This window comes from Aeromonas sp. 95A, from assembly GCF_051919235.1.
Lineage (GTDB): Bacteria > Pseudomonadota > Gammaproteobacteria > Enterobacterales > Aeromonadaceae > Aeromonas > Aeromonas veronii.
The window spans coordinates 2,152,365-2,169,749 of record NZ_JBQBFC010000001.1; the positions used below are offsets into that span (position 1 = coordinate 2,152,365).

General features: G+C 60.7%; 18 protein-coding genes. 6 read left to right on the plus strand and 12 right to left on the minus strand.

Annotation, left to right across the window (positions count from 1 at the left end; genetic code table 11):
* Positions 1–171: 171 nt before the first annotated feature.
* Both viaA and ACTG2U_RS09575 read right to left on the minus strand, forming a co-directional pair.
* A complete protein-coding gene (viaA, locus tag ACTG2U_RS09570; protein ID WP_047436339.1) occupies positions 172–1,626 on the minus strand; it encodes an ATPase RavA stimulator ViaA in 1,455 nt (484 codons plus the stop codon).
* Positions 1,627–1,635: 9 nt separating this feature from the next.
* A complete protein-coding gene (locus ACTG2U_RS09575) occupies positions 1,636–3,249 on the minus strand; it encodes an ATPase RavA domain-containing protein (RefSeq protein WP_047436342.1) in 1,614 nt (537 codons plus the stop codon).
* 314 nt (positions 3,250–3,563) lie between these two features.
* On the opposite strand from ACTG2U_RS09575, the gene ACTG2U_RS09580 reads away from it, so the two are divergent.
* Positions 3,564–3,998: a DNA polymerase III subunit psi gene (locus ACTG2U_RS09580; protein ID WP_047436345.1), complete on the plus strand. Its 435-nt coding sequence runs from the start codon at positions 3,564–3,566 to the stop codon at positions 3,996–3,998.
* A gap of 118 nt (positions 3,999–4,116) precedes the next feature.
* A complete protein-coding gene (rimI, locus tag ACTG2U_RS09585; protein ID WP_047436349.1) occupies positions 4,117–4,566 on the plus strand; it encodes a ribosomal protein S18-alanine N-acetyltransferase in 450 nt (149 codons plus the stop codon).
* A gap of 37 nt (positions 4,567–4,603) precedes the next feature.
* On the opposite strand, the gene ACTG2U_RS09590 is transcribed toward rimI, so the two are convergent.
* On the minus strand, positions 4,604–5,107 hold the full coding sequence (locus tag ACTG2U_RS09590) for a hypothetical protein (protein ID WP_371155262.1): 504 nt from the start codon (positions 5,105–5,107) through the stop codon (positions 4,604–4,606).
* A gap of 227 nt (positions 5,108–5,334) precedes the next feature.
* Between ACTG2U_RS09590 and ACTG2U_RS09595 the strand changes: the two genes are divergently transcribed.
* Positions 5,335–7,125 carry an AMP-dependent synthetase/ligase gene (locus ACTG2U_RS09595; protein ID WP_069528041.1) on the plus strand — a complete coding sequence of 597 codons (1,791 nt, stop codon included), beginning with the start codon at positions 5,335–5,337 and terminating at the stop codon, positions 7,123–7,125.
* Positions 7,126–7,206: 81 nt separating this feature from the next.
* Here the strand turns inward: ACTG2U_RS09595 and gshA are convergent, their stop codons facing one another.
* From gshA to ACTG2U_RS09615, 4 genes are all read right to left on the minus strand, one after another.
* Positions 7,207–8,805, minus strand: coding sequence for a glutamate--cysteine ligase (gene gshA / locus ACTG2U_RS09600; protein WP_439974402.1), 1,599 nt, complete (start codon positions 8,803–8,805; stop codon positions 7,207–7,209).
* A gap of 61 nt (positions 8,806–8,866) precedes the next feature.
* Positions 8,867–11,680 (minus strand): M16 family metallopeptidase, encoded by a 2,814-nt coding sequence (locus tag ACTG2U_RS09605; protein WP_429077390.1) that lies wholly within the window; start codon positions 11,678–11,680, stop codon positions 8,867–8,869.
* Positions 11,681–11,707: 27 nt separating this feature from the next.
* On the minus strand, positions 11,708–12,145 hold the full coding sequence (locus ACTG2U_RS09610) for a YqaA family protein (RefSeq protein ID WP_058058683.1): 438 nt from the start codon (positions 12,143–12,145) through the stop codon (positions 11,708–11,710).
* Entirely contained in the window at positions 12,142–13,119 is a 978-nt protein-coding gene (locus ACTG2U_RS09615; RefSeq protein ID WP_439974403.1) for an NADP-dependent oxidoreductase, read from the minus strand. Before ACTG2U_RS09615 ends, ACTG2U_RS09610 begins: the two co-directional genes overlap by 4 nt.
* 56 nt (positions 13,120–13,175) lie before the next feature.
* On the opposite strand from ACTG2U_RS09615, the gene ACTG2U_RS09620 reads away from it, so the two are divergent.
* Complete coding sequence (locus tag ACTG2U_RS09620; RefSeq protein ID WP_005308905.1) at positions 13,176–13,343, plus strand: hypothetical protein; 168 nt, start codon at positions 13,176–13,178, stop codon at positions 13,341–13,343.
* 54 nt (positions 13,344–13,397) lie between these two features.
* Here the strand turns inward: ACTG2U_RS09620 and ACTG2U_RS09625 are convergent, their stop codons facing one another.
* Positions 13,398–14,408 carry a Preprotein translocase subunit SecY gene (locus ACTG2U_RS09625; RefSeq protein ID WP_224968787.1) on the minus strand — a complete coding sequence of 337 codons (1,011 nt, stop codon included), beginning with the start codon at positions 14,406–14,408 and terminating at the stop codon, positions 13,398–13,400.
* 255 nt (positions 14,409–14,663) lie between these two features.
* Between ACTG2U_RS09625 and ACTG2U_RS09630 the strand changes: the two genes are divergently transcribed.
* Together ACTG2U_RS09630 and ACTG2U_RS09635 are read left to right on the plus strand one after the other, a co-directional pair.
* On the plus strand, positions 14,664–14,960 hold the full coding sequence (locus ACTG2U_RS09630; RefSeq protein WP_021229026.1) for a hypothetical protein: 297 nt from the start codon (positions 14,664–14,666) through the stop codon (positions 14,958–14,960).
* A 19-nt stretch (positions 14,961–14,979) separates the two neighbouring features.
* The gene (locus ACTG2U_RS09635) at positions 14,980–15,330 is read left to right on the plus strand and encodes a hypothetical protein (RefSeq protein ID WP_439974404.1); all 351 of its coding nucleotides are present in this window, start codon (positions 14,980–14,982) and stop codon (positions 15,328–15,330) included.
* Between the two features lie 48 nt (positions 15,331–15,378).
* On the opposite strand, the gene ACTG2U_RS09640 is transcribed toward ACTG2U_RS09635, so the two are convergent.
* From ACTG2U_RS09640 to rpsF, 4 genes are all read right to left on the minus strand, one after another.
* A complete protein-coding gene (locus ACTG2U_RS09640; RefSeq protein ID WP_042084396.1) occupies positions 15,379–16,119 on the minus strand; it encodes a ferredoxin--NADP reductase in 741 nt (246 codons plus the stop codon).
* 101 nt (positions 16,120–16,220) lie between these two features.
* Positions 16,221–16,667: a 50S ribosomal protein L9 gene (rplI, locus tag ACTG2U_RS09645; RefSeq protein ID WP_005340490.1), complete on the minus strand. Its 447-nt coding sequence runs from the start codon at positions 16,665–16,667 to the stop codon at positions 16,221–16,223.
* A gap of 52 nt (positions 16,668–16,719) precedes the next feature.
* On the minus strand, positions 16,720–16,950 hold the full coding sequence (rpsR, locus tag ACTG2U_RS09650) for a 30S ribosomal protein S18 (protein WP_005308890.1): 231 nt from the start codon (positions 16,948–16,950) through the stop codon (positions 16,720–16,722).
* Positions 16,951–16,980: 30 nt separating this feature from the next.
* Complete coding sequence (gene rpsF, locus ACTG2U_RS09655) at positions 16,981–17,367, minus strand: 30S ribosomal protein S6 (RefSeq protein WP_005308887.1); 387 nt, start codon at positions 17,365–17,367, stop codon at positions 16,981–16,983.
* Positions 17,368–17,385: the final 18 nt, after the last annotated feature.

Here is a 17,385-nt window from a genome sequence, read left to right on the forward strand (position 1 = left end):
TATTGTTCCCTTCTGCCACCACCGTTGTAAAGGGAAGCGCCACCGCAGGAAGCCCAAAGATATGTCCACCGGACCCACAGTAGCGAATCATCGTCGAGTCAGGGTGAGCGCCGGCCGAATCAGGGAGGGGGAAAATCGCAATCAGATGCCCAACTTGTGTCCTCTATATCGTCACAGATGCTGCCAGCGCCGCAGCAGCCGACCACGCAGGCCGCAATCGAGCAGCCAGCTGTTGTCAAATACCCGCAGCAGCGCCTGCTTGGCGTGGCGGGACATGGCGACGGCGTGAAAACGGGTCTGGCGCTGGCGATAGCGGTTCATCTGATCGAGCAGGGAATGAGGCAGACTCTGGGCGATAAAGTCGGAGATGACCAGCACATCCGCCTTGGCAAAAGCGGGATCATCGAGCTTGGCCAGCGCCTTCTCCAGACAAGGCACCAGATCGGTACCGCCGTGAAAACTCATGGAGAGGAAGCGCTCCGCCTTGTCCAGACCGGTATCCGCGGTGATCTCGAGGGTCGCCACCTCGGTGGAGAAGAGCATCAGGTAGCAGCCGCGCTTCTCATCCATCGCCACCTTGAGCAGCGCCAGAAACAGCGCCTTGGCACACTCCTCGGGATATCCCCCCATGGAGCCGGAAGTATCGACGCAGACGATAAAGGGGCCTCGCTGCTGCAACTGCTGCCCCCCCTGCTCCGGAGTGCGCAGCATGATGCGCTGACGCGGCAAGGTGCCACGTGACTGGTAGCTGAGCAGGCGCCGCTCCAGATAGCGGCGATAGAACTCCAGCTCCAGCTCCGGCAGCCCCAGCATCACAGCTTCACTTGGCAATAACCGCATCAGATCGCTGGCCTGATGGATCCCCACCAGATCGTCCGGCACATCGTCGCTGGGAGCGGGCTCCAGCTCCAGCACCTGAACCGGCGGCACAGGTTGCTCCTGCGCCCGCCGATCCCGCTCGCTGCGCCCGAGCAGACCGGCAATCTCCGCCAGCAAGGGCTCGCGCTGCAACATGCGGGCGTACTGCTTGACCAGCACCAGACTGCGCTTGTGCCAGTGCCCCTGCGCCAGATCCCACAAACCACCAGCGGAGATCTGGTTGGAGTCGAGGGCATCGGCCAGGGTGCGGCTCGCCAGCAGCTGATCTTCAATCTCCTGACGCTGCTTCTCCCGCTCCGCTTCGGCGATCTGCTGCTGCAGTTGCAGCAGGCTCCCCACCAGACTGGCGCGCCACTTGTCGATAAAGAGCTGGCGCAGCCCCTCGGTGGGGTGGGCCGTCAGCTGGCGCACCAAGGAGCGGGCCTCACCGGCGAAGGGGCTGTACTGCTCCAGCGACTCCAGCAAGCCGGGCAGGCGACCAATCAGCTCGGTCATCGGCAGTTGCCGATGCGCCTGATAGAGCTGGTACTCCTGCTCCAGCGCCACCGGCACCGGCTTGTGACGGATCTCCTCACCAAGCTGCTCGCCCCAACTCTGCAGGCGCTTTTTCAGCAGCTTGCCTTGTAGCGGGGAGCGTTTGATAAATTCGGAAATCTTGGGCGAGGCCGCCAGCAGGAGCGCCACCTCACCCGCAAGCTCCCCTTCGCCAATCAGGAGCCCCAGATCCAGCATGCCGATCTCAAGCATGAGCGCTCCTTACTCGTCCAGCCTTGGCAACCGCTCGCGCCACTGGGTCAGCTCGCTACGCAGCAGTTCGAGATCCCGGTTCAGCACGAAGAAGCTGTCCTCCACCTGCTGCAACCAGCGTGAGTCGATAAAGAGGTGTTGTTGGTGACGCTCGAACAGGCTGCGCTGCTGCTTGAGCATCTGCATCACCTTGCCGACCTGAACCAGCTGCTCGTCGAGCGACTGCAACCAGGGCGCCAGCACCACCTCGGGGATGGCGTTGCGCTCCATCAAAACCAGCGGGATCTGCTGGCGCTGGATATCGAGCACCTGCAGCCGTAGCTCATCGTCCAGCACCAGCTCGTAATGGCCTTCTTTCGGGTTGCCGAACTCATAACCCACCAGCGCCTCACCGGTGGGATGCCAATGGGAGAGCAAGGTGCGATCGAACACCAGGGTGCGAGTAAGACGCTCGGGATCGCCGCCATCCAGCGGCGCCGGGGTGAGCAGATGGAAGTGCACTTGCTTGCCAAAGGGTCTGGCATTGGCAAGCGGGATCTCGATACCCCGGGCCCGCCGGCCAAACCACTGCTTGCGTTGCCGGGCCTTTGTGCACAGGCGCTGGGCCACGCTCTGTTTGAGCTGTTTGAACTGATCCCGAAGGGCGAGAAGCTGACGGGTCATCGCCAGTTGCTGATAGCCGTAAAGGCGGGAAAACTCGGTCATCATCTCCAGCAGGGCGGTGCGGGACTCCTCGTCATGCCAGAGACAATCCTTGAACAGCAGCAGATCTACCGGCGCGACCTCATCGCGGCCATTGAAGAAGGCACTCGCCTTGATGAGCCGAACCGCCTTCTTCCAGCGGCGATCCGACACATAGCAGCGATGGGCCAGCTGACTGTCGAGCTGCTGGCGCAGCTGATAGATAAGCTCGAAACAGGCATCCGGCAGGCGCACCTGTTCAATCTGGCTCTGCCACTGCTCATACTCATCCCCCCGGATCTGCAGGGATTCCGGCAAGTTCTGGTGGGCGTGACCATCGCTGGCCAGCATGGATTGAAAGTTGGCTTTCTCCTGCACCCGGTCCATCCAGATCCGCACCAGCATCCGGTCGTAGAGCGCTTCCAGCCCGCTGTCCGGCGCCGGCAGCTCGTTGGAGGCAGTCACCAGCAAGCGCATCGGGATGGGGTGCTGGCTGTCTCCGTTGCGAAACTGCCGCTCGTTGATGGCGGTGAGCAGGGTGTTGAGGATGGCAGGGCCCGCCTTCCAGATCTCGTCGAGGAACACCACTTCGGCCTCCGGCAGATAACCTGTGGTGAGGCGCAGGTATTTGCCATCCTCTTTCAGCGCCTGAATGGAGAGGGGGCCAAACACCTCCTCCGGCGTACTGAAACGGGTCATCAGGTATTCAAAGTGGCGGGCGTCGTGAAAGGCCAGCTTGAGGCGGCGGGCAATCAGGCTCTTGGCAATACCGGGTGGCCCCAGCAAGAAGACACTCTCGCCACTGAGGGCCGCCAGCAGACCGAGGCGCAGGGCATCCTGCCGTTCGTAGAGCCCCTCACCGAGGGCGGCCAGCAGCCGGGGCAGCCGCTCCTGGATGGGAATAAGACGCGCAGGATTCTGGGCTTGAGCTAAAGACGACATAGAGAGTGTTCCGAAGCTGGGATGATGTTAGCCCCAAGGCGCGATATCCATTTGCTCGACCTTGGGTTTTGTCTTGTTATGATGTTTATTCTGGTATCTCTTGCCGCACAATACCCGCCTCTGGCAGGGAAAAACGCAAGGTCGGCGTGATACCGTATCGGCAGCGTGCTGCGCCCATGCATAGCCAGTGTCGTGATGAGCACCATGCCCGCATGCGCCAGATGATGCGTTGCAAAGGGTGCAGCAAAAGCGGTTCGAGTGTACCCTGCGCAACACAATTTTCCCCAATGCAGATCAAGAGTGAGTCGCCTCAAATGCAAGATCCCGTTCGTCAGAGCATGTTGGCCCGCATGGGCATTCAAAGCTGGCAACTGCGTCGTCCGGCATTGCTGGGTGCAGCACCCGCTCCCGAGCTTGCGCAAGATGCCGTGCAGCCCGACCAGACAGCACCGGCCACCCGCGCTCCGCTGCCCAGCGGCAAACTCTGGTTGCTGGCGCCTCAGCTGCCTGCCACCACGCTGCTGGCGGATATCTGCCAGTTGCTCGGCATGACCCCCGACGAGGTCTCACTGCTCAGCGAGCTGCCACCTGCCGATCTGCAAACGGCGGGCGCCTCCCCTCTGCTCTGGCTGACGGAGGCCAACCCCGCGCGGCCAAATGCGCTGATCTGCCCGCTCGCCCCCAGCGCCGCGCAAAAGCGCGCCCTGTGGCAACAGCTGCGCCAGCACCTTGCGGCCAACACGGCGTGATCCTGCATCATGTCGCCAAGACCCACTGTGATGCCGCTCTTTTTACCTGATTTTACAAATGCCGCCTCTGCAACCTCTGCTAACCCCAGCGCCCAACATCTTGCCATCCGGAGCCCCCATGCCTGAGTTTCGTCCCCTGCTCGAGAGCGATTTCGACCTTGTCTACCCCATCGAGCAAGCCGCTCACAAGGAGCCGTGGAGTGAGGCCAACCTGCTCTCCTGCTTCGGTCCTCGCTATCTCAACGGTTTGATGCTGGTCGATGGCCGCCCGGCGGGCTTCTATATCTCGGATCTGGTGGCCGGTGACAGCTCGCTGATGAATATCTGCGTGCATCCGGCGTTTCAGGGCAAGGGGTTGGGGCGGGTGCTGTTGCAGGCCTATCTGGCGCGCAGCAAACAAGCCGGGGCAGAGGCCTGGTTTCTCGAGGTACGGGCCGGTAACCAGACCGCCATCAACCTCTACGAGAGCGCCGGTTTTGCCGAGTATTGCCGCCGCGCCGACTACTACGGCACCGGCAACGACAGGGAAGATGCGGTGCTGATGTCGCGACTTTTCGATTTCGGCTGATCCAGCCTGTTCGTCGCGCCCAAGCCTTTTGTCCCCCTCAATCGAGGGGGGCATTGTCCAGCGCGGGATCCTGCAAGGCCAGGGTGGTATGCACCACCGCCTCGAATCCGGCACCGGAGAGCGGCATATAGAAGCCACGCTGCCAGGTTTTTCCCGGCATCCAGATCTGGTCGATATCCACCACTATCTTGATGGGCCTGAGAGGCTGGCCCGGCTGCTGGATATAGATGCCGGGCGGCGTGGCAACCTTGGGAAAGCGGCGCAGGATCTGCTCGCTGCCATCCCCCTTGCCCGGGTTGAGCCGCACCTTCACCAGCCGGGCAAGCGGGCCAGCCATCTCCTTGCTCTGCCAGAATTTCTTCTCCAGATCGCCGCAGCGGCGGCACTTGGGGGTCTCCAGCACATAGAGCAGCGGATAGCCCAACGCCAGCGCCTGTTGCTGCGCCTGCTGATACCCCTCGGCCCCCTGATACCAGGGATTGGCGGGCCCCTGTGATGACGTTCCGGCAAAGAACCAAAACGCAGCGCCCCCCACCACCATCAGCCCGACCGCGGCCAACGCCCCTTTCACCCACAGATTCATATCGTTAACCCTCTCTCTGCCTCCTAGCAGTATCGGCCAGTCTGCGCAAAGGGAGAGCTATTTGCGCTCTTTGTGATCCAAGACAAACAGCGAACACTTGTAAGCCGTAATGTTGGAGTTTAAACTCTAGCCCGATTTTTAGTGCCCTCGCGGGCGTACAACTGTAATTAAAGGATGTTTAACTGATGCCGAAGCTTCATCTGGTTCGACTGATGCGTGAACGTATTGCCCAGCTTGGCAACAAGGCTGCCCTGCGGGTTCAGCAAGATGGCCAGTGGCGCGCCATCGGCTGGCGTACTCTGGGCCAGGCCATGGACTACTGCGCACAGGCGCTGATCCGGGCCGGCCACCAGCCAACCGAAATGGTCGGCATCTATGCCCGCAACATGCCGGAGTGGACCCAGGCCGATCTCGGCATCCTTGCCGCCCGCGGTGTCAGCGTCCCTATCTATCCCACCAGCACGCTCGATCAGCTGCGCTACATCGTCAAAGATGCCGGCATCAAGGTACTGTTCGTTGGCGAACAACCCCAGTTCGATCAGGCGCTACAACTGATTGAAAGCGGCGAGATCCGCCAGCTCATCGCCCTCGATGGCAACGTCAATCTGCGCGGCTGCGAGCAGGCGAGCCACTTCCAGACATTTCTGGTCTCCGGCAACCATCAGCCCAGCGAGCAGGAGCTGCGCGAGCGGGAAACCCAGTACCGGATGGATGATCTGCTGACCCTGATCTACACCTCCGGCACCACAGGCGAGCCCAAGGGGGTCATGCTCGACTTCAGCAACATCGCCGCCTGTTTCGAGATGCACAACAGCCGCCTCGACCTCAATCAGCAGGATGTGTCGCTCTGCATGCTGCCGCTCAGCCACGTGTTCGAGCGGGCATGGAGCTACTACGTGCTCTACTGCGGTGCCGAGAACGTCTATATCCGCGATCCGCAGAAGGTGATGGATGTGATTGGCGAGGTGCAGCCGACCGTGATGTGTGCCGTGCCGCGCCTCTACGAGAAGGCCTACGCCATGATCCAGGCCAAAGTCGCTCAGGCTCCGGCTCTGCGCCGCGCCCTGTTTGGCTGGGCGACCAAGGTCGGCAAGCAGATGGTTGCCACCCGTCAGGCGGGCAAGTCCGCTTCCCCGCTGCTCTACGGCCAGCTCTGGCTCGCCGAGCGACTGGTGTTTCGCAAGCTGCGCGCCCGCTTTGGCGGCCGCACCCGCTTCCTGCCGGTGGCGGGCGCCCGTCTGGCCGACGATGTGAACCTCTTCTTCCAGGCGATGGGGCTTAACCTCAAGTACGGCTACGGCATGACCGAGACCACCGCCACCGTCTGCTGCTACGAGGATAGCCAATTCAAGCTCGGCTCCATCGGTACGGCACTGAACGGCATCGAGGTGAAGCTGGGTGAGAACAACGAACTGCTGGTGCGCTCCCCCACCGTGATGCGCGGCTACTACAACAAGCCGGACGCCACCGCAGAAGTGATGACCGAGGATGGCTTCCTGCGTACCGGCGATGCCGGTGAGCTCGACAGCCAGGGTAATATCTACTTCACCGAGCGCCTCAAGGAGCTGATGAAGACCTCAAACGGCAAGTACGTGGCCCCGCAACTGGTGGAAGGGACCATCGGCAAGGATCGCTTTATCGAGCAGATCGCCATCGTCGCCGATGCCCGCCACTTCGTCTCGGCGCTGATCGTGCCCTGCTTCGAGTCGCTGGAGGAGTACGCCCGCTCCATCAACCTGCAGTACCAGTGCAAGACCGAGCTGCTGCGCCACTCCCGGGTGATGGAGTTCTTCGAAGCCCGCATCGCCGACTTGCAAAAAGAGCTGGCCAAGTTCGAGCAGGTGAAGAAGTTCACCCTGCTGCCGAGCGCCTTCTCAATGGAGCTGGGTGAGCTCACCCCCACCATGAAGCTGCGCCGCAAGATCATCGAGGCAAAATACCAGAGCGAAATCGAGGCCATGTACAACCACGTCTGATATCGCTCAGGTTCAGAGAAATCAAAAAGCCGCTCACTCGAGCGGCTTTTTGTTGGCACTTTGGTTGGTACGAACCCGCCTTCAGGCCGTGGTGGTACTGGTACCGAAGTAGTCGGCCAGGAAGTCATCGAACGACAGGCTATCACTGCGCTCGCGTTCGCGCTGCTTGGCCAGCGAATCCTTCGCCTCACCGGCAAAGTAGGCCTCATCCCAGTACTGCAGCTCCCCTGCCAGCAGCTCCTCGCGATAGCGGGTCGCCAGCTTGTCACCATAGCAGCCGTTGTCCTTGCCGCTCTCCAGCAGCTCCTTGAGCATGCGGGCGGAGTAGGTGAGCTCGGGGTTGAGCAGCTTCTCGCGGTGCATCGCCAGCGTCTCGCGATAGCGATTGCGGCCGCAGCAGCGATCCAGCAGGTCGGCCACCTGAGCCAGCTCGTCGAACAGTTTGAGGCCGTACTCTTTGAGGCCAATGGCATTGCCCTGCTCATCTTCCAGCGTCAGGCCGGGACGACGTCCTTCCAGCACCACCTTGTTCTGGTTGCGGCGGTTGCGGGCAATCTCCTCGTCACTCAGCACCGGAGAGGGACGCAGCAGGCACCAGACCAGGAACAGATCGAAGAAGCGGATCTGGTCGGCATCGATGCCGAGCGGGGTGAAAGGGTTGACGTCCACGGTGCGCAGCTCGATGTATTCGATGCCGCGCTGATCCAGCGCATCCGAGGGCTTCTCGCCGCTGCGCGGGGTACGCTTGGGGCGGATTGGGGCGTAGAGCTCATTCTCCAGCTGCAACACGTTGTCGTTGAGCTGACGATACTGCCCATCCACCTTGACCCCGATCTTGGCAAAGTCGGGATTGTGGGTGTTGATGGCGCGGCGCAGGCTGCTGACATAGGCCGGCAGATTGTCGTGGCTGATCTTGAGCCCAGCCTGGGCACTGTTGGTGTAACCGAGATCGGAGAGACGCAGCGCGGTGGCGTAAGGCAGATAGAGGGTACCCTTGCCGGTCTTCTCGAACGGCAGGTTGCTCTTGCGCCCTTTGAGGAAGGATTCGCAGATGGCCGGGGAGGCACCAAACAGATAGGGTACCAGCCAGCCGAAGCGGTAGACGTTGCGAATAAGCCCCATGTACTTGTCGGAGATAAAGCGCTGGCTGCAGCACCCTTCGCACACCAGATCCTGCCACTCGCTCCAGAAGCTGTCTGGCATGGAGAAATTGAAGTGCACCCCGGCGATCACCTGCATCAGGCTGCCGTAGCGGTTCTTCAAACCCTGACGGTAGAGGGTCTTCATTTTGCCGATGTTGGAGCTGCCGTACTGGGCCAGTCGGATGCTCTCTTCCCCACCGACGAAGCAGGGCATGGAGAGCGGCCAAATCCGCTCGTCACCCAGATGCTGAATCACATGGTGATGGATGTCGCCGAGCTGTTCCATCAGGCTGTCGATGGAGTCGGTGGCCGGGGTGATGAACTCCAGCAGGCTCTCCGAGTAGTCGGTGGTGATATTGGGATGGGTCAGGGCCGAGCCCAGCGCCCGGGGATGGTCACTCTGGGCGAGTCGGCCATCCGGCGTGATGCGCAGGCATTCACGTTCGATCCCGCGCCGGATCCCCTTGAGCGCGGTGAGGCGCTCCGGTGATCCCAACGCATTCAGCAACTCGGTGAGCGACAAGCTTGTTGTAGTCATATTCACGGCTCATGTGAGGCCGCCCCATCCGGGGCGGCTCTTGATTTTTATAAAGCGTCAGTTACGGCAACTGCAGCGGATAGATGGGAAGATGAAGCTCCTTCAGGGGTTTTTCAAGCTTTTGCTTGTCTCCCACCACCACGATCACCATGTCGGCCGGATTGAGCCAACGGGCGGCACTGGCCTTCAGCGCCTCGGGCGACACCGTTTTGATCAGGTTGTTCTGGGCCTGCACATAGTCCGGCTTCAGGTCATACATCACCATCTGCAGCAGGAAGCCCGCCTTCTGGCCCAAGGTCTCGTAAGAGAGGGCATCCTGCTGGGAGACCGCGCTGCGCATATAGGCCAGCTCGACCGGGGTCGGGCCGCTCTTGCGGTAGTTGTCCATCTCCTTGAGGAACTGGCGGATGGCATCCACAGTCGCATCGGCCCGCACATTGGCGCCGGTGGCGAAGGTGCCCACCTCGCGGTTGGCGGAGAAACCCGAGCTGGCGCCGTAGGTGTAGCCCTTGTCTTCCCGCAGGTTGAGATTGATGCGGCTGTTGAAGTTACCACCCAGGTTGAAGTTCATCAGCCCGGCGGTGAAGTAATCCCCCGTGGTATCGAACGGCATGGCGCGACGACCAATGCGGATCACCGACTGGGGAGCCCCCGGCTTGTCGACCAGATAGATGCCTGGCTTGGCCTGCTCACCCTTGAGCTTGAGATCCCCCAGAGTCGGCGTGGCCCCCTTCCACTCGGTCAGGAAGCCAAGTTGCTCCTCGATCTGCTTCTGGCCCACATCACCGACCACCACCACTTTGGCGTTGGTGGGGTTGTAGTACGCCTGATAGAAGTGCTTCACGTCCGCTAGGGTCAGCTTGGCCACATCGGCCGCTACCCCGTCGGTAGGTTGACCGAGGCGGTTTTGCTTGCCGTAGACCAGCTCACGGAACGCCTGCCCGGCCAGCCACTCGGGCTGCTGCTGGGCCTGCTGCATCCCTTGCAGCAGCTGCGCCTTGACCCGCTCGAAGTCAGCCTCCCGCATGCCCGGGCGCTCCAGCACCTCGCGCACCAGCGCCAGGGTCTGGGGCAACTTATCCGCCAGCGAGCTAACGGTGATGAGGTTGTTGTACTGGGCGCTGGAGACATCGATGGAAGATCCCAGCTTTTGCAGCTCGTCGCTCAGCTGAGCCTCGGTCAGGCGCACCGTGCCCTGCCCCATCATGGCGGCAGTCAGATTGGCCAGCCCAAGTTGCCCCTTATCTTCGGCACGAATGCCGCCCGGCAGGGCAATCATGATGGAGACGGCCGGGATCTCGTCACTCTTGGTGCCGATGATCTCGATGTTCTTGTCGAGCTTGCCGTGCCAGATGGCGGGCACCTTGACGCTCACCGCCTCGCTCGCCTTGGGCTGCACGCTGCGATCGAAATTGTCTTTTACCGGTCGTTCGGCCAGCGCCTCGTCATGCTTGCTGTAATCCGGCAGCTCGCGCTTGGCGGGGGTAAAGTTCGGGGTGGCAACCTGCCACTCGGTCTTGCCCTTGGGCACCACGCTCAGCACCACCGCAGGCTTGTCGGCGATGAACTTGTCGTAGGCGGCCTTCACCTGCTCCGGTGTCACCTTGCCGATGGCATCGAGAGTCTTGAACACATAGTTGGGATCCTGGGCAAACACCTGACCCATGGCGAGCTGGCTCACCTTGCCGGAGACGCTGTCCAGACCCCAGATGGCGGAGGCGCGGTACTTGGCGATCGCCTTCTCCAGATCTTCCGGCTTGAGGCCGCGCTGGGCGAACTCGCCGATCACCTTGTCCACCTCCCCCTTGAGGGTCTTGAGGCTGCCATCCTGCGACGGATTGGGGTAGGCGTAGACGGTCAGGGTACAGGCCAGCTCTTCGCAGTAGTGAGACGCCCCCACATCGATCGCCTTGCCGGTTTTCACCAGCGACTGGTAGAGCATGGAGCTGGCGGAACCGCCCAGCACGTCGGCAAACATGTCGAGTGCCGGCTCCTGCGGATCACCAAGGGAGACGGTGGGGTAGCTGATATAGAGCAGCGGCAGGTGCACCTTGTCCTGCAGCGTCACATAGCGAGTCTCGGGCAGGGTCACCGGCTTTGGCGTCGGCGCGGCCACGTCCGGGCCGCGCGGGATGGAGCCGAAGTACTTCTCGATCCATTCGAGGGCCTGCTTGCTGTCAAAGTCGCCGCCCAGAGTCAGGGTGGCGTTGTTGGGGCCATACCAGCGCAGGAAGAACTGCTTGAGGTCGTTCACATCGACCCGGTCGAGATCTTCCACGTAACCGATAGGCTGCCAGGAGTAGGGGTGAGTGCGCGGATAGAGCGCCTCCCCTACCTTCTCGCTCACCAGCCCGTACGGCTGGTTATCGACCCGCTGAGCCCGCTCGTTCTTGACGGTGGCGCGCTGGATCTCGAACTTCTTCTGGCTCACCGCATCGAGCAGGAAGCCCATCCGATCCGCCTCCAGCCAGAGCACTTTTTCCAGCTGGTTGGCTGGCACAGTCTCGTAGTAGTTGGTGCGGTCCTTGTTGGTGGTGCCGTTCATGTCGCCACCGGCCTCGTTGATGATCCGCATATGCTCCTGATCACCGACGTGTTTCGAGCCCTGGAACATCATGTGCTCGAAGAAGTGGGCGAAACCGGACTTGCCGACCGTCTCGCGGGATGAGCCGACGTGATAGGTCACATCGAGGTGCACCAGCGGATCGGAGCGATCGGGGGCCAGGATCACGGTCAGGCCGTTGTCCAGCTTGTACATCTGGTAGGGGATGGCGAGCTTGCCCTCCTCCTTGCCCTGTTCGGCGATCAGGGTCGGTGCCGCCAGCACCGGCAGGGTGAAGCCCAGCAGAATCGTTAAAGGTATGACTTTGTTCACGGTAACCTCGTGAGTGACAAAAACAGGCTAGAAAATGTGACTGGCCAGCAGAAAAACCAGGGCATAACGGAACAATTTGCCGAGCCCGATCAGAATGAGAGAGCGCCAGAAGGAGAGGCGCAGCCAACCGGCCAACAGACAGAGACCATCACCGACCACCGGCGTCCAGGCAAGCAGCAGACACCAGTGACCATGTTGTTTGAGCCAGCCTAAGGCTTTTTGTTCCCCACGGCCTTGAAAATCTTCCGGTTTTTTCTTGAAGGTGGCGAGCCAGCCGAGCCACCAGGTAGTCATGGAACCGAGGGTATTGCCCAGCGTCGCCCACAGCAGCAGACTCGCCATGCTCCACTCCCCCTTGGCCGCCATGGCCCCCAGCAGCACTTCGGAGCTACCGGGCAGCAGGGTGGCAGAGGTGAATGCACTTAAAAAGAGCCACCCCAGCCCCATATCCATCATCTCGCTCATCCGGGATAGCCATCGGCCGCAGGCATCCGCAGCAGCAGCTTGCCGCGCACATGGCCCCCTTCGATGGCCTGATGAGCCAGCGCCCCCTCGGCCAGGGGGAATTCACCGGCTAGGATGACCTTCACCTCCCCCTGACGCAGCAGCATCAACATCTGACCCAGCTGCTTCTGGTCAGGGTGAACCAGCATGCCGACCACCTCGATACCCGCCGCAGCCCCTGCATCCTTGATCTGCTGGGCGGTAATGGTGGGCACCGTCACCTGACGGCCACCCGACTTGACGCAGGCGAGCGCCGCCTTGCCGCTCTCTCCGCCCACCAGATCCAGCACCAGATCGACCTGACCGGCCTCTGCCACCACTCGTGCTGGCCAGTTCGCATCGTGGTAATTCACCATCCAGCGCGCCCCCAAAGCATGGAGGAAGCCATGGTTGTCGGGGCTGGCGGTGGCTACCACCTCGGCGCCATAAGCGCTGGCAAACTGCACCGCCAGATGGCCGACACCACCGGCACCGGCGAGGATCAATACCCGCTGACCGCTCTGGAGGCCACCGTGCTCAAGCAGCCCCTGCCAGGCGGTAAGACCGGCCAGCGGCAGCGCCGCCCCCTGCTGCAGGCTAACCCCGTCGAGCTTGACCAGCTCGCTCTCGCTTGCCACCACAGACTCCCCGTAGCCACCTGCGGTAAGGGGAAAACCGACCATGCCGCACACCCGATCCCCCTCGACCAGTGAGGTCACGCCGGGGCCTACCTTCTCCACCACGCCGGAGATGTCATAACCCGGTGTCCAGGGCAACTTGTCCTCGTTCTGGGCCGCCGCCCAGCCAAGACCGGCGCGGGTTTTGGCATCGATGGGGTTCACCCCCGCAAAGCAGATGCGCACCCGCACTTCGCCATCGGCTGGCACCTTATCGAGGGAAGGGTTGAGCTTGAGTACCGAGGGGTCACCGAATGCGGTAATCTGTAGTTGCGTCATTGCACAATCCATCCTGTTGATTGATCAAGGGTCAACAGAATAACAGCGAGGACACCATGGCTCGAATGTTTCTTATTCCTCTGTTGCTGGCACTGGGGTGGTGGGCGTTTCTGCTCTACTTCCGCATCCCGCTCAAACAGGGGGCCAAGGGGTTTTACTGGATCATCGGCATCGGTGGCGGACTGGCCGCCTTCCTCAGCCTGATGATGGTGCTGACTCACTGAGTGCCACAGCCACTCGATAACGAAAAAGGCCACCGAGTTTCGGTGGCCTTCTCACTATCCGGCTTGCTGCTCCAGCGCCGGATTGAGGTAGTAGTGTCGATTGCTCCCCTGCCCCAGCACCCCCTGCGACAGCAGATGGTGGAACACCCGATCCACCTCCTCCAGCGAGAGTGACAGCGCCTGTGCCACCGAACGCTTGCTGCACTTGAGCTCACCGCTCACCAGCGCACCGCGCACCTGTGCCAGCACTTCGGGGGCTGGCTCGGGGGGCATGATGGGCTCGGGCTGAGCAGCCATCGCCAACGCTGCCTGTGCCTCTTCGCGAGCTTGATCCTGCTGCCAGCGCCACATCCGGCGAAAGCGGTTCTCCTCGCCGATCAGGCTGACGAAGAAAGCGCCGAACACGTCGAGCAGCACCGAGAGGAAGCAGACCAGCAGGAACTGCACCTGACTGATGCTCATCCCTACCCCGTCCGCCAGACTGCTCATCAGCCCCAGCATGGAAGATTGTTCGTTGACCGGCTTGGCATCGCGCTGCTGACGCAGCTCATCCTGCTGCAAGCGCAGCTTAGTGTTGGCGTGCTGCAACGAGGAAACGCCGCTGGAGATCCGCTCCAGCTCGATATATTTGCGGGCCGCCTCCTCGTTGAGCTGGATCTGCCGCTCGATGCTGGCGATCTGCTCGTCGAAACGGGCAAGCTCCCGCTCGTGGCGCGCCTGCTGGCTCAGTACCGTATTGGTGGCGCTGTTGATGCCACCAATACTGCCGCCGATGGAGATGGCCGCCAGCACGCTGTAAAACAGCAGCGACCAGAAAGCACCACTCAAATCCCGTCGCGCCTTGCGCTCGCCGTACTCGTACCAGACGTAAAACTTGCCCAGCTCGAAGATGATGGCCAAGCCGCCGAACAGCCACTTCATCAGCGGGTTGTCGTCGATGGAGAGGAACAGCAGCAGGGAGAAGATAATGGAAGCCAGAATGGCCAACCCGGTGAAACTGTATACCGTCGTCAGAGCAAACCACCCCTTGGGGTAGCGCAGTGTGGAGGAGTCCTGTGTGGTCATGATGAAGGGGTGTGCTGTGCAGGAAAAGTTGGCTGCCGATTATAGTCGCCAGACTCGCCCAGAGAAGGGCAAATGACTGAATTCCTTGAGATTGGCAACCAGCTGCCCAGAGTGCGACCAAAACGGACAAATCGGCAGCAGAAAAGCGATACAATCCCTCCCTGACTTGATCATGTAGTGAGATGGGGAACAGTTCCGCCCGGGTTCAGCTCCGGTCTGTACACTCATCCACCGTTGCAATTATCCGAGGCCATCATGAACAGTAAGACCACTTTGCTACTCTCCCTTCTTCTGGTTACCGGCAGCGCCGCAGCGACACAGCAATATCAAGAGAGCAGTGGCTCCGAATTCTCCGTCGATGAGCTTAAATTCAACCTGGACTGGGATGACAAGCAGTTCGGCTGGACCCAGAACGACTGTCTCGACTTGGGGGTCGGCGAAACCGCCCCGGCCGACTGCAGGGCGGTCAAATTCAATCTGGAAGATGAAGAAAACCGCAACCAGCCGCCGCAAACCAACCAGATCCCTGCCAACTCGCAGAGTGGCCAATAACGACAGGAGTCCCCTTGCGATGACCCAAGCCAAACACAACCCTGTTATCCGGCGCGGCGCCCTGCTGCTCTCCCTGCTGATGGCACATGGCACCGCGGTTGCGGCGCCGCCAGGCAAAAATAGCGATGGCATCAAGATCTCCGGTGATGACATCAAGATCAATCTCGACTGGGATGACAAAGAGTACGACTGGTGGCAGGACAACTGCCTGGATCTTGGTATTGGCGACAGCCGGATCAAACTCAACTGCGACAAGATGGATGGCAAGTACCGGGATCACTACAACCGCAGCATCCACAGCGGCAATAACCCCGGGCAAGGTCACGACAAACAGAAAGATAAAAACAAGGGCAACGGCAAGAAGAACTGAACGCCCTCTCCTGATGCAACAGGGGCCTGGCGCCCCTGTGCTGATTGTTTACCAATAATTCTCCGCACTGATATTGCCCGGCGCCCGCCGCAGATTCTTGGCCAACCCCAGCGCCAGCAAGGTCTGCTGGGTCTCTTTCACCATCTCCGGATTGCCGCAGATCAGCACCTGACTCAGCTCGGGTGAGAACTCCAACCCCACTCGATCCTGCAACTGACCATTGGCAATCGCCGCCGGGATCCGCCCTGCCATTGCATCGGGCCAGGGCTCGCGGCTGACAAAGGGGACATAGCGAAAGCGCGCGCCATATTGCTCGGCAAAGCTGGCGATCAAATCCTGATAGCTCAGCTCTTCGCCTTTGCGTACCCCATGCACCAGCACCAGATTCTCGAAACGGTTGAAGGCCTCGCCATCGGCCAGCATGGAGAGGAAGGGGCCGATGGCAGTGCCGGTCGAGAGCAGCCAAAGATCGCGCCCGGCGGGCACCTCATCCAGCGTCAGAAAGCCGGTGGCCTGGGATTGCACCAGCAGGGTATCGCCTGCTTGCAGCGAGCCGAGGGACGGAGTCAGCTCACCGCTCGGGATCTCGACCAGATAGAACTCGTGGTATGGCGCAGAGGGGGGATTGACGAAGGAGTAGGCGCGCTGAATGCGGCGATCGCCCTGCTCGAGGGCCAGCTTGGTGAATTGGCCTGCCTTGTAGGGAGCCAGCTCGGCCGCTACCCGCAGGGAGAACAGAGTGGGTGTCCATTCGATGCGTTCGATGACGCGACCTTCGACCCAAGCCATAGGGATCTCCTCCAGTGGAACAGAGCTTCACTCTACCCCCGGGCCGGAAAATAAAAAACCCGCGCAAGTGCGCGGGTTTTTTCTGCAAAAGCGAATCGCTATTACAGAGCAACAACCTGGATCTGTACGGTTGCTTTAACGTCAGCGTGCAGCTGAACAGCAACTTCGTAGTCACCGGTGTTACGCAGAACGTTGCCCATGCGGACTTCGCTCTTGGCAACGGCTACGCCAGCAGCAGTGATGGCTTCAGCCACGTCACGGGTACCGATGGAACCGAACAGCTTGCCTTCGTCGCCAGACTTGGAAGCGATAACCACGGTAGCCAGTTCGGCCAGCTTGGCAGCACGCTCTTCAGCAGCAGCTTTGTTGGCAGCCAGTTTGGCTTCCAGCTCAGCGCGACGAGCACCGAAAGCTTCGATGTTGGCCTTGGTGGCCATAACAGCTTTGCCTTGCGGGATCAGGTAGTTACGGGCATAACCAGATTTCACGGAAACTTGGTCACCCAGACCGCCCAGTTTGGCGATTTTGTCGAGCAGGATAACTTGCATTACCTTTCCTCTATAAATTTCGTTGAGTTAGGCTTAAGTGCCGGGCCGATTCTTACTTGTTGTGCAGATCGGTGTACGGCAGCAGAGCCAGGTAACGAGCACGCTTGATGGCGCGTGCCAGCTGACGCTGATACTTGGCGCGGGTACCGGTGATACGGCTCGGTACGATCTTGCCAGATTCAGTGATGTAGTTTTTCAGAGTAACGATATCTTTGTAGTCGATCTCGGTAACGTTCTCGGCGGTGAAGCGGCAGAACTTACGACGACGGAAATAACGTGCCATGGCCTTTATCCTCTAGTCAGTGATCCAGAATTACTCTTCGGAAGCAGCTTCAGTAGCTTCTTCGCGGCGCTCGTCGTCACGACGGGTGAAGCGCTCTTCTTTGGCCTTGGCCATCGGAGAAACTTCAGTCACGGCGTGCTTGGTGCGCATGATCATGTTGCGGATAACGGCATCGTTGAAGCGGAAGTTGGTTTCCAGCTCATCGATAACGGCTTGCTCTGCTTCTACGTTCATCAGAACGTAGTGGGCTTTGTGCAGTTTGTCGATCGGGTAAGCCAGCTGACGACGGCCCCAATCTTCCAGGCGATGAATGGTACCACCGGAGGTGGTGATGGCGCCGGTGTAACGCTCGATCATGCCGGGAACTTGCTCGCTCTGGTCCGGATGAACCATGAAGACGATTTCGTAATGACGCATTTTAGCTCCTTACGGATT

Excerpts from the sequence above, each read along its gene's own strand:
- viaA (WP_047436339.1), bottom strand. The coding sequence starts at position 1,626 with ATGCTTGAGATCGGCATGCTGGATCTGGGGCTCCTGATTGGCGAAGGG.
- ACTG2U_RS09575 (WP_047436342.1), bottom strand. The coding sequence starts at position 3,249 with ATGTCGTCTTTAGCTCAAGCCCAGAATCCTGCGCGTCTTATTCCCATC.
- ACTG2U_RS09580 (WP_047436345.1), top strand. The coding sequence starts at position 3,564 with ATGCAAGATCCCGTTCGTCAGAGCATGTTGGCCCGCATGGGCATTCAA.
- rimI (WP_047436349.1), top strand. The coding sequence starts at position 4,117 with ATGCCTGAGTTTCGTCCCCTGCTCGAGAGCGATTTCGACCTTGTCTAC.
- ACTG2U_RS09590 (WP_371155262.1), bottom strand. The coding sequence starts at position 5,107 with ATGGTGGTGGGGGGCGCTGCGTTTTGGTTCTTTGCCGGAACGTCATCA.
- ACTG2U_RS09595 (WP_069528041.1), top strand. The coding sequence starts at position 5,335 with ATGCCGAAGCTTCATCTGGTTCGACTGATGCGTGAACGTATTGCCCAG.
- gshA (WP_439974402.1), bottom strand. The coding sequence starts at position 8,805 with ATGACTACAACAAGCTTGTCGCTCACCGAGTTGCTGAATGCGTTGGGA.
- ACTG2U_RS09610 (WP_058058683.1), bottom strand. The coding sequence starts at position 12,145 with ATGAGCGAGATGATGGATATGGGGCTGGGGTGGCTCTTTTTAAGTGCA.
- ACTG2U_RS09615 (WP_439974403.1), bottom strand. The coding sequence starts at position 13,119 with ATGACGCAACTACAGATTACCGCATTCGGTGACCCCTCGGTACTCAAG.
- ACTG2U_RS09620 (WP_005308905.1), top strand. The coding sequence starts at position 13,176 with ATGGCTCGAATGTTTCTTATTCCTCTGTTGCTGGCACTGGGGTGGTGG.
- ACTG2U_RS09625 (WP_224968787.1), bottom strand. The coding sequence starts at position 14,408 with ATGACCACACAGGACTCCTCCACACTGCGCTACCCCAAGGGGTGGTTT.
- ACTG2U_RS09630 (WP_021229026.1), top strand. The coding sequence starts at position 14,664 with ATGAACAGTAAGACCACTTTGCTACTCTCCCTTCTTCTGGTTACCGGC.
- ACTG2U_RS09635 (WP_439974404.1), top strand. The coding sequence starts at position 14,980 with ATGACCCAAGCCAAACACAACCCTGTTATCCGGCGCGGCGCCCTGCTG.
- ACTG2U_RS09640 (WP_042084396.1), bottom strand. The coding sequence starts at position 16,119 with ATGGCTTGGGTCGAAGGTCGCGTCATCGAACGCATCGAATGGACACCC.
- rplI (WP_005340490.1), bottom strand. The coding sequence starts at position 16,667 with ATGCAAGTTATCCTGCTCGACAAAATCGCCAAACTGGGCGGTCTGGGT.
- rpsR (WP_005308890.1), bottom strand. The coding sequence starts at position 16,950 with ATGGCACGTTATTTCCGTCGTCGTAAGTTCTGCCGCTTCACCGCCGAG.
- rpsF (WP_005308887.1), bottom strand. The coding sequence starts at position 17,367 with ATGCGTCATTACGAAATCGTCTTCATGGTTCATCCGGACCAGAGCGAG.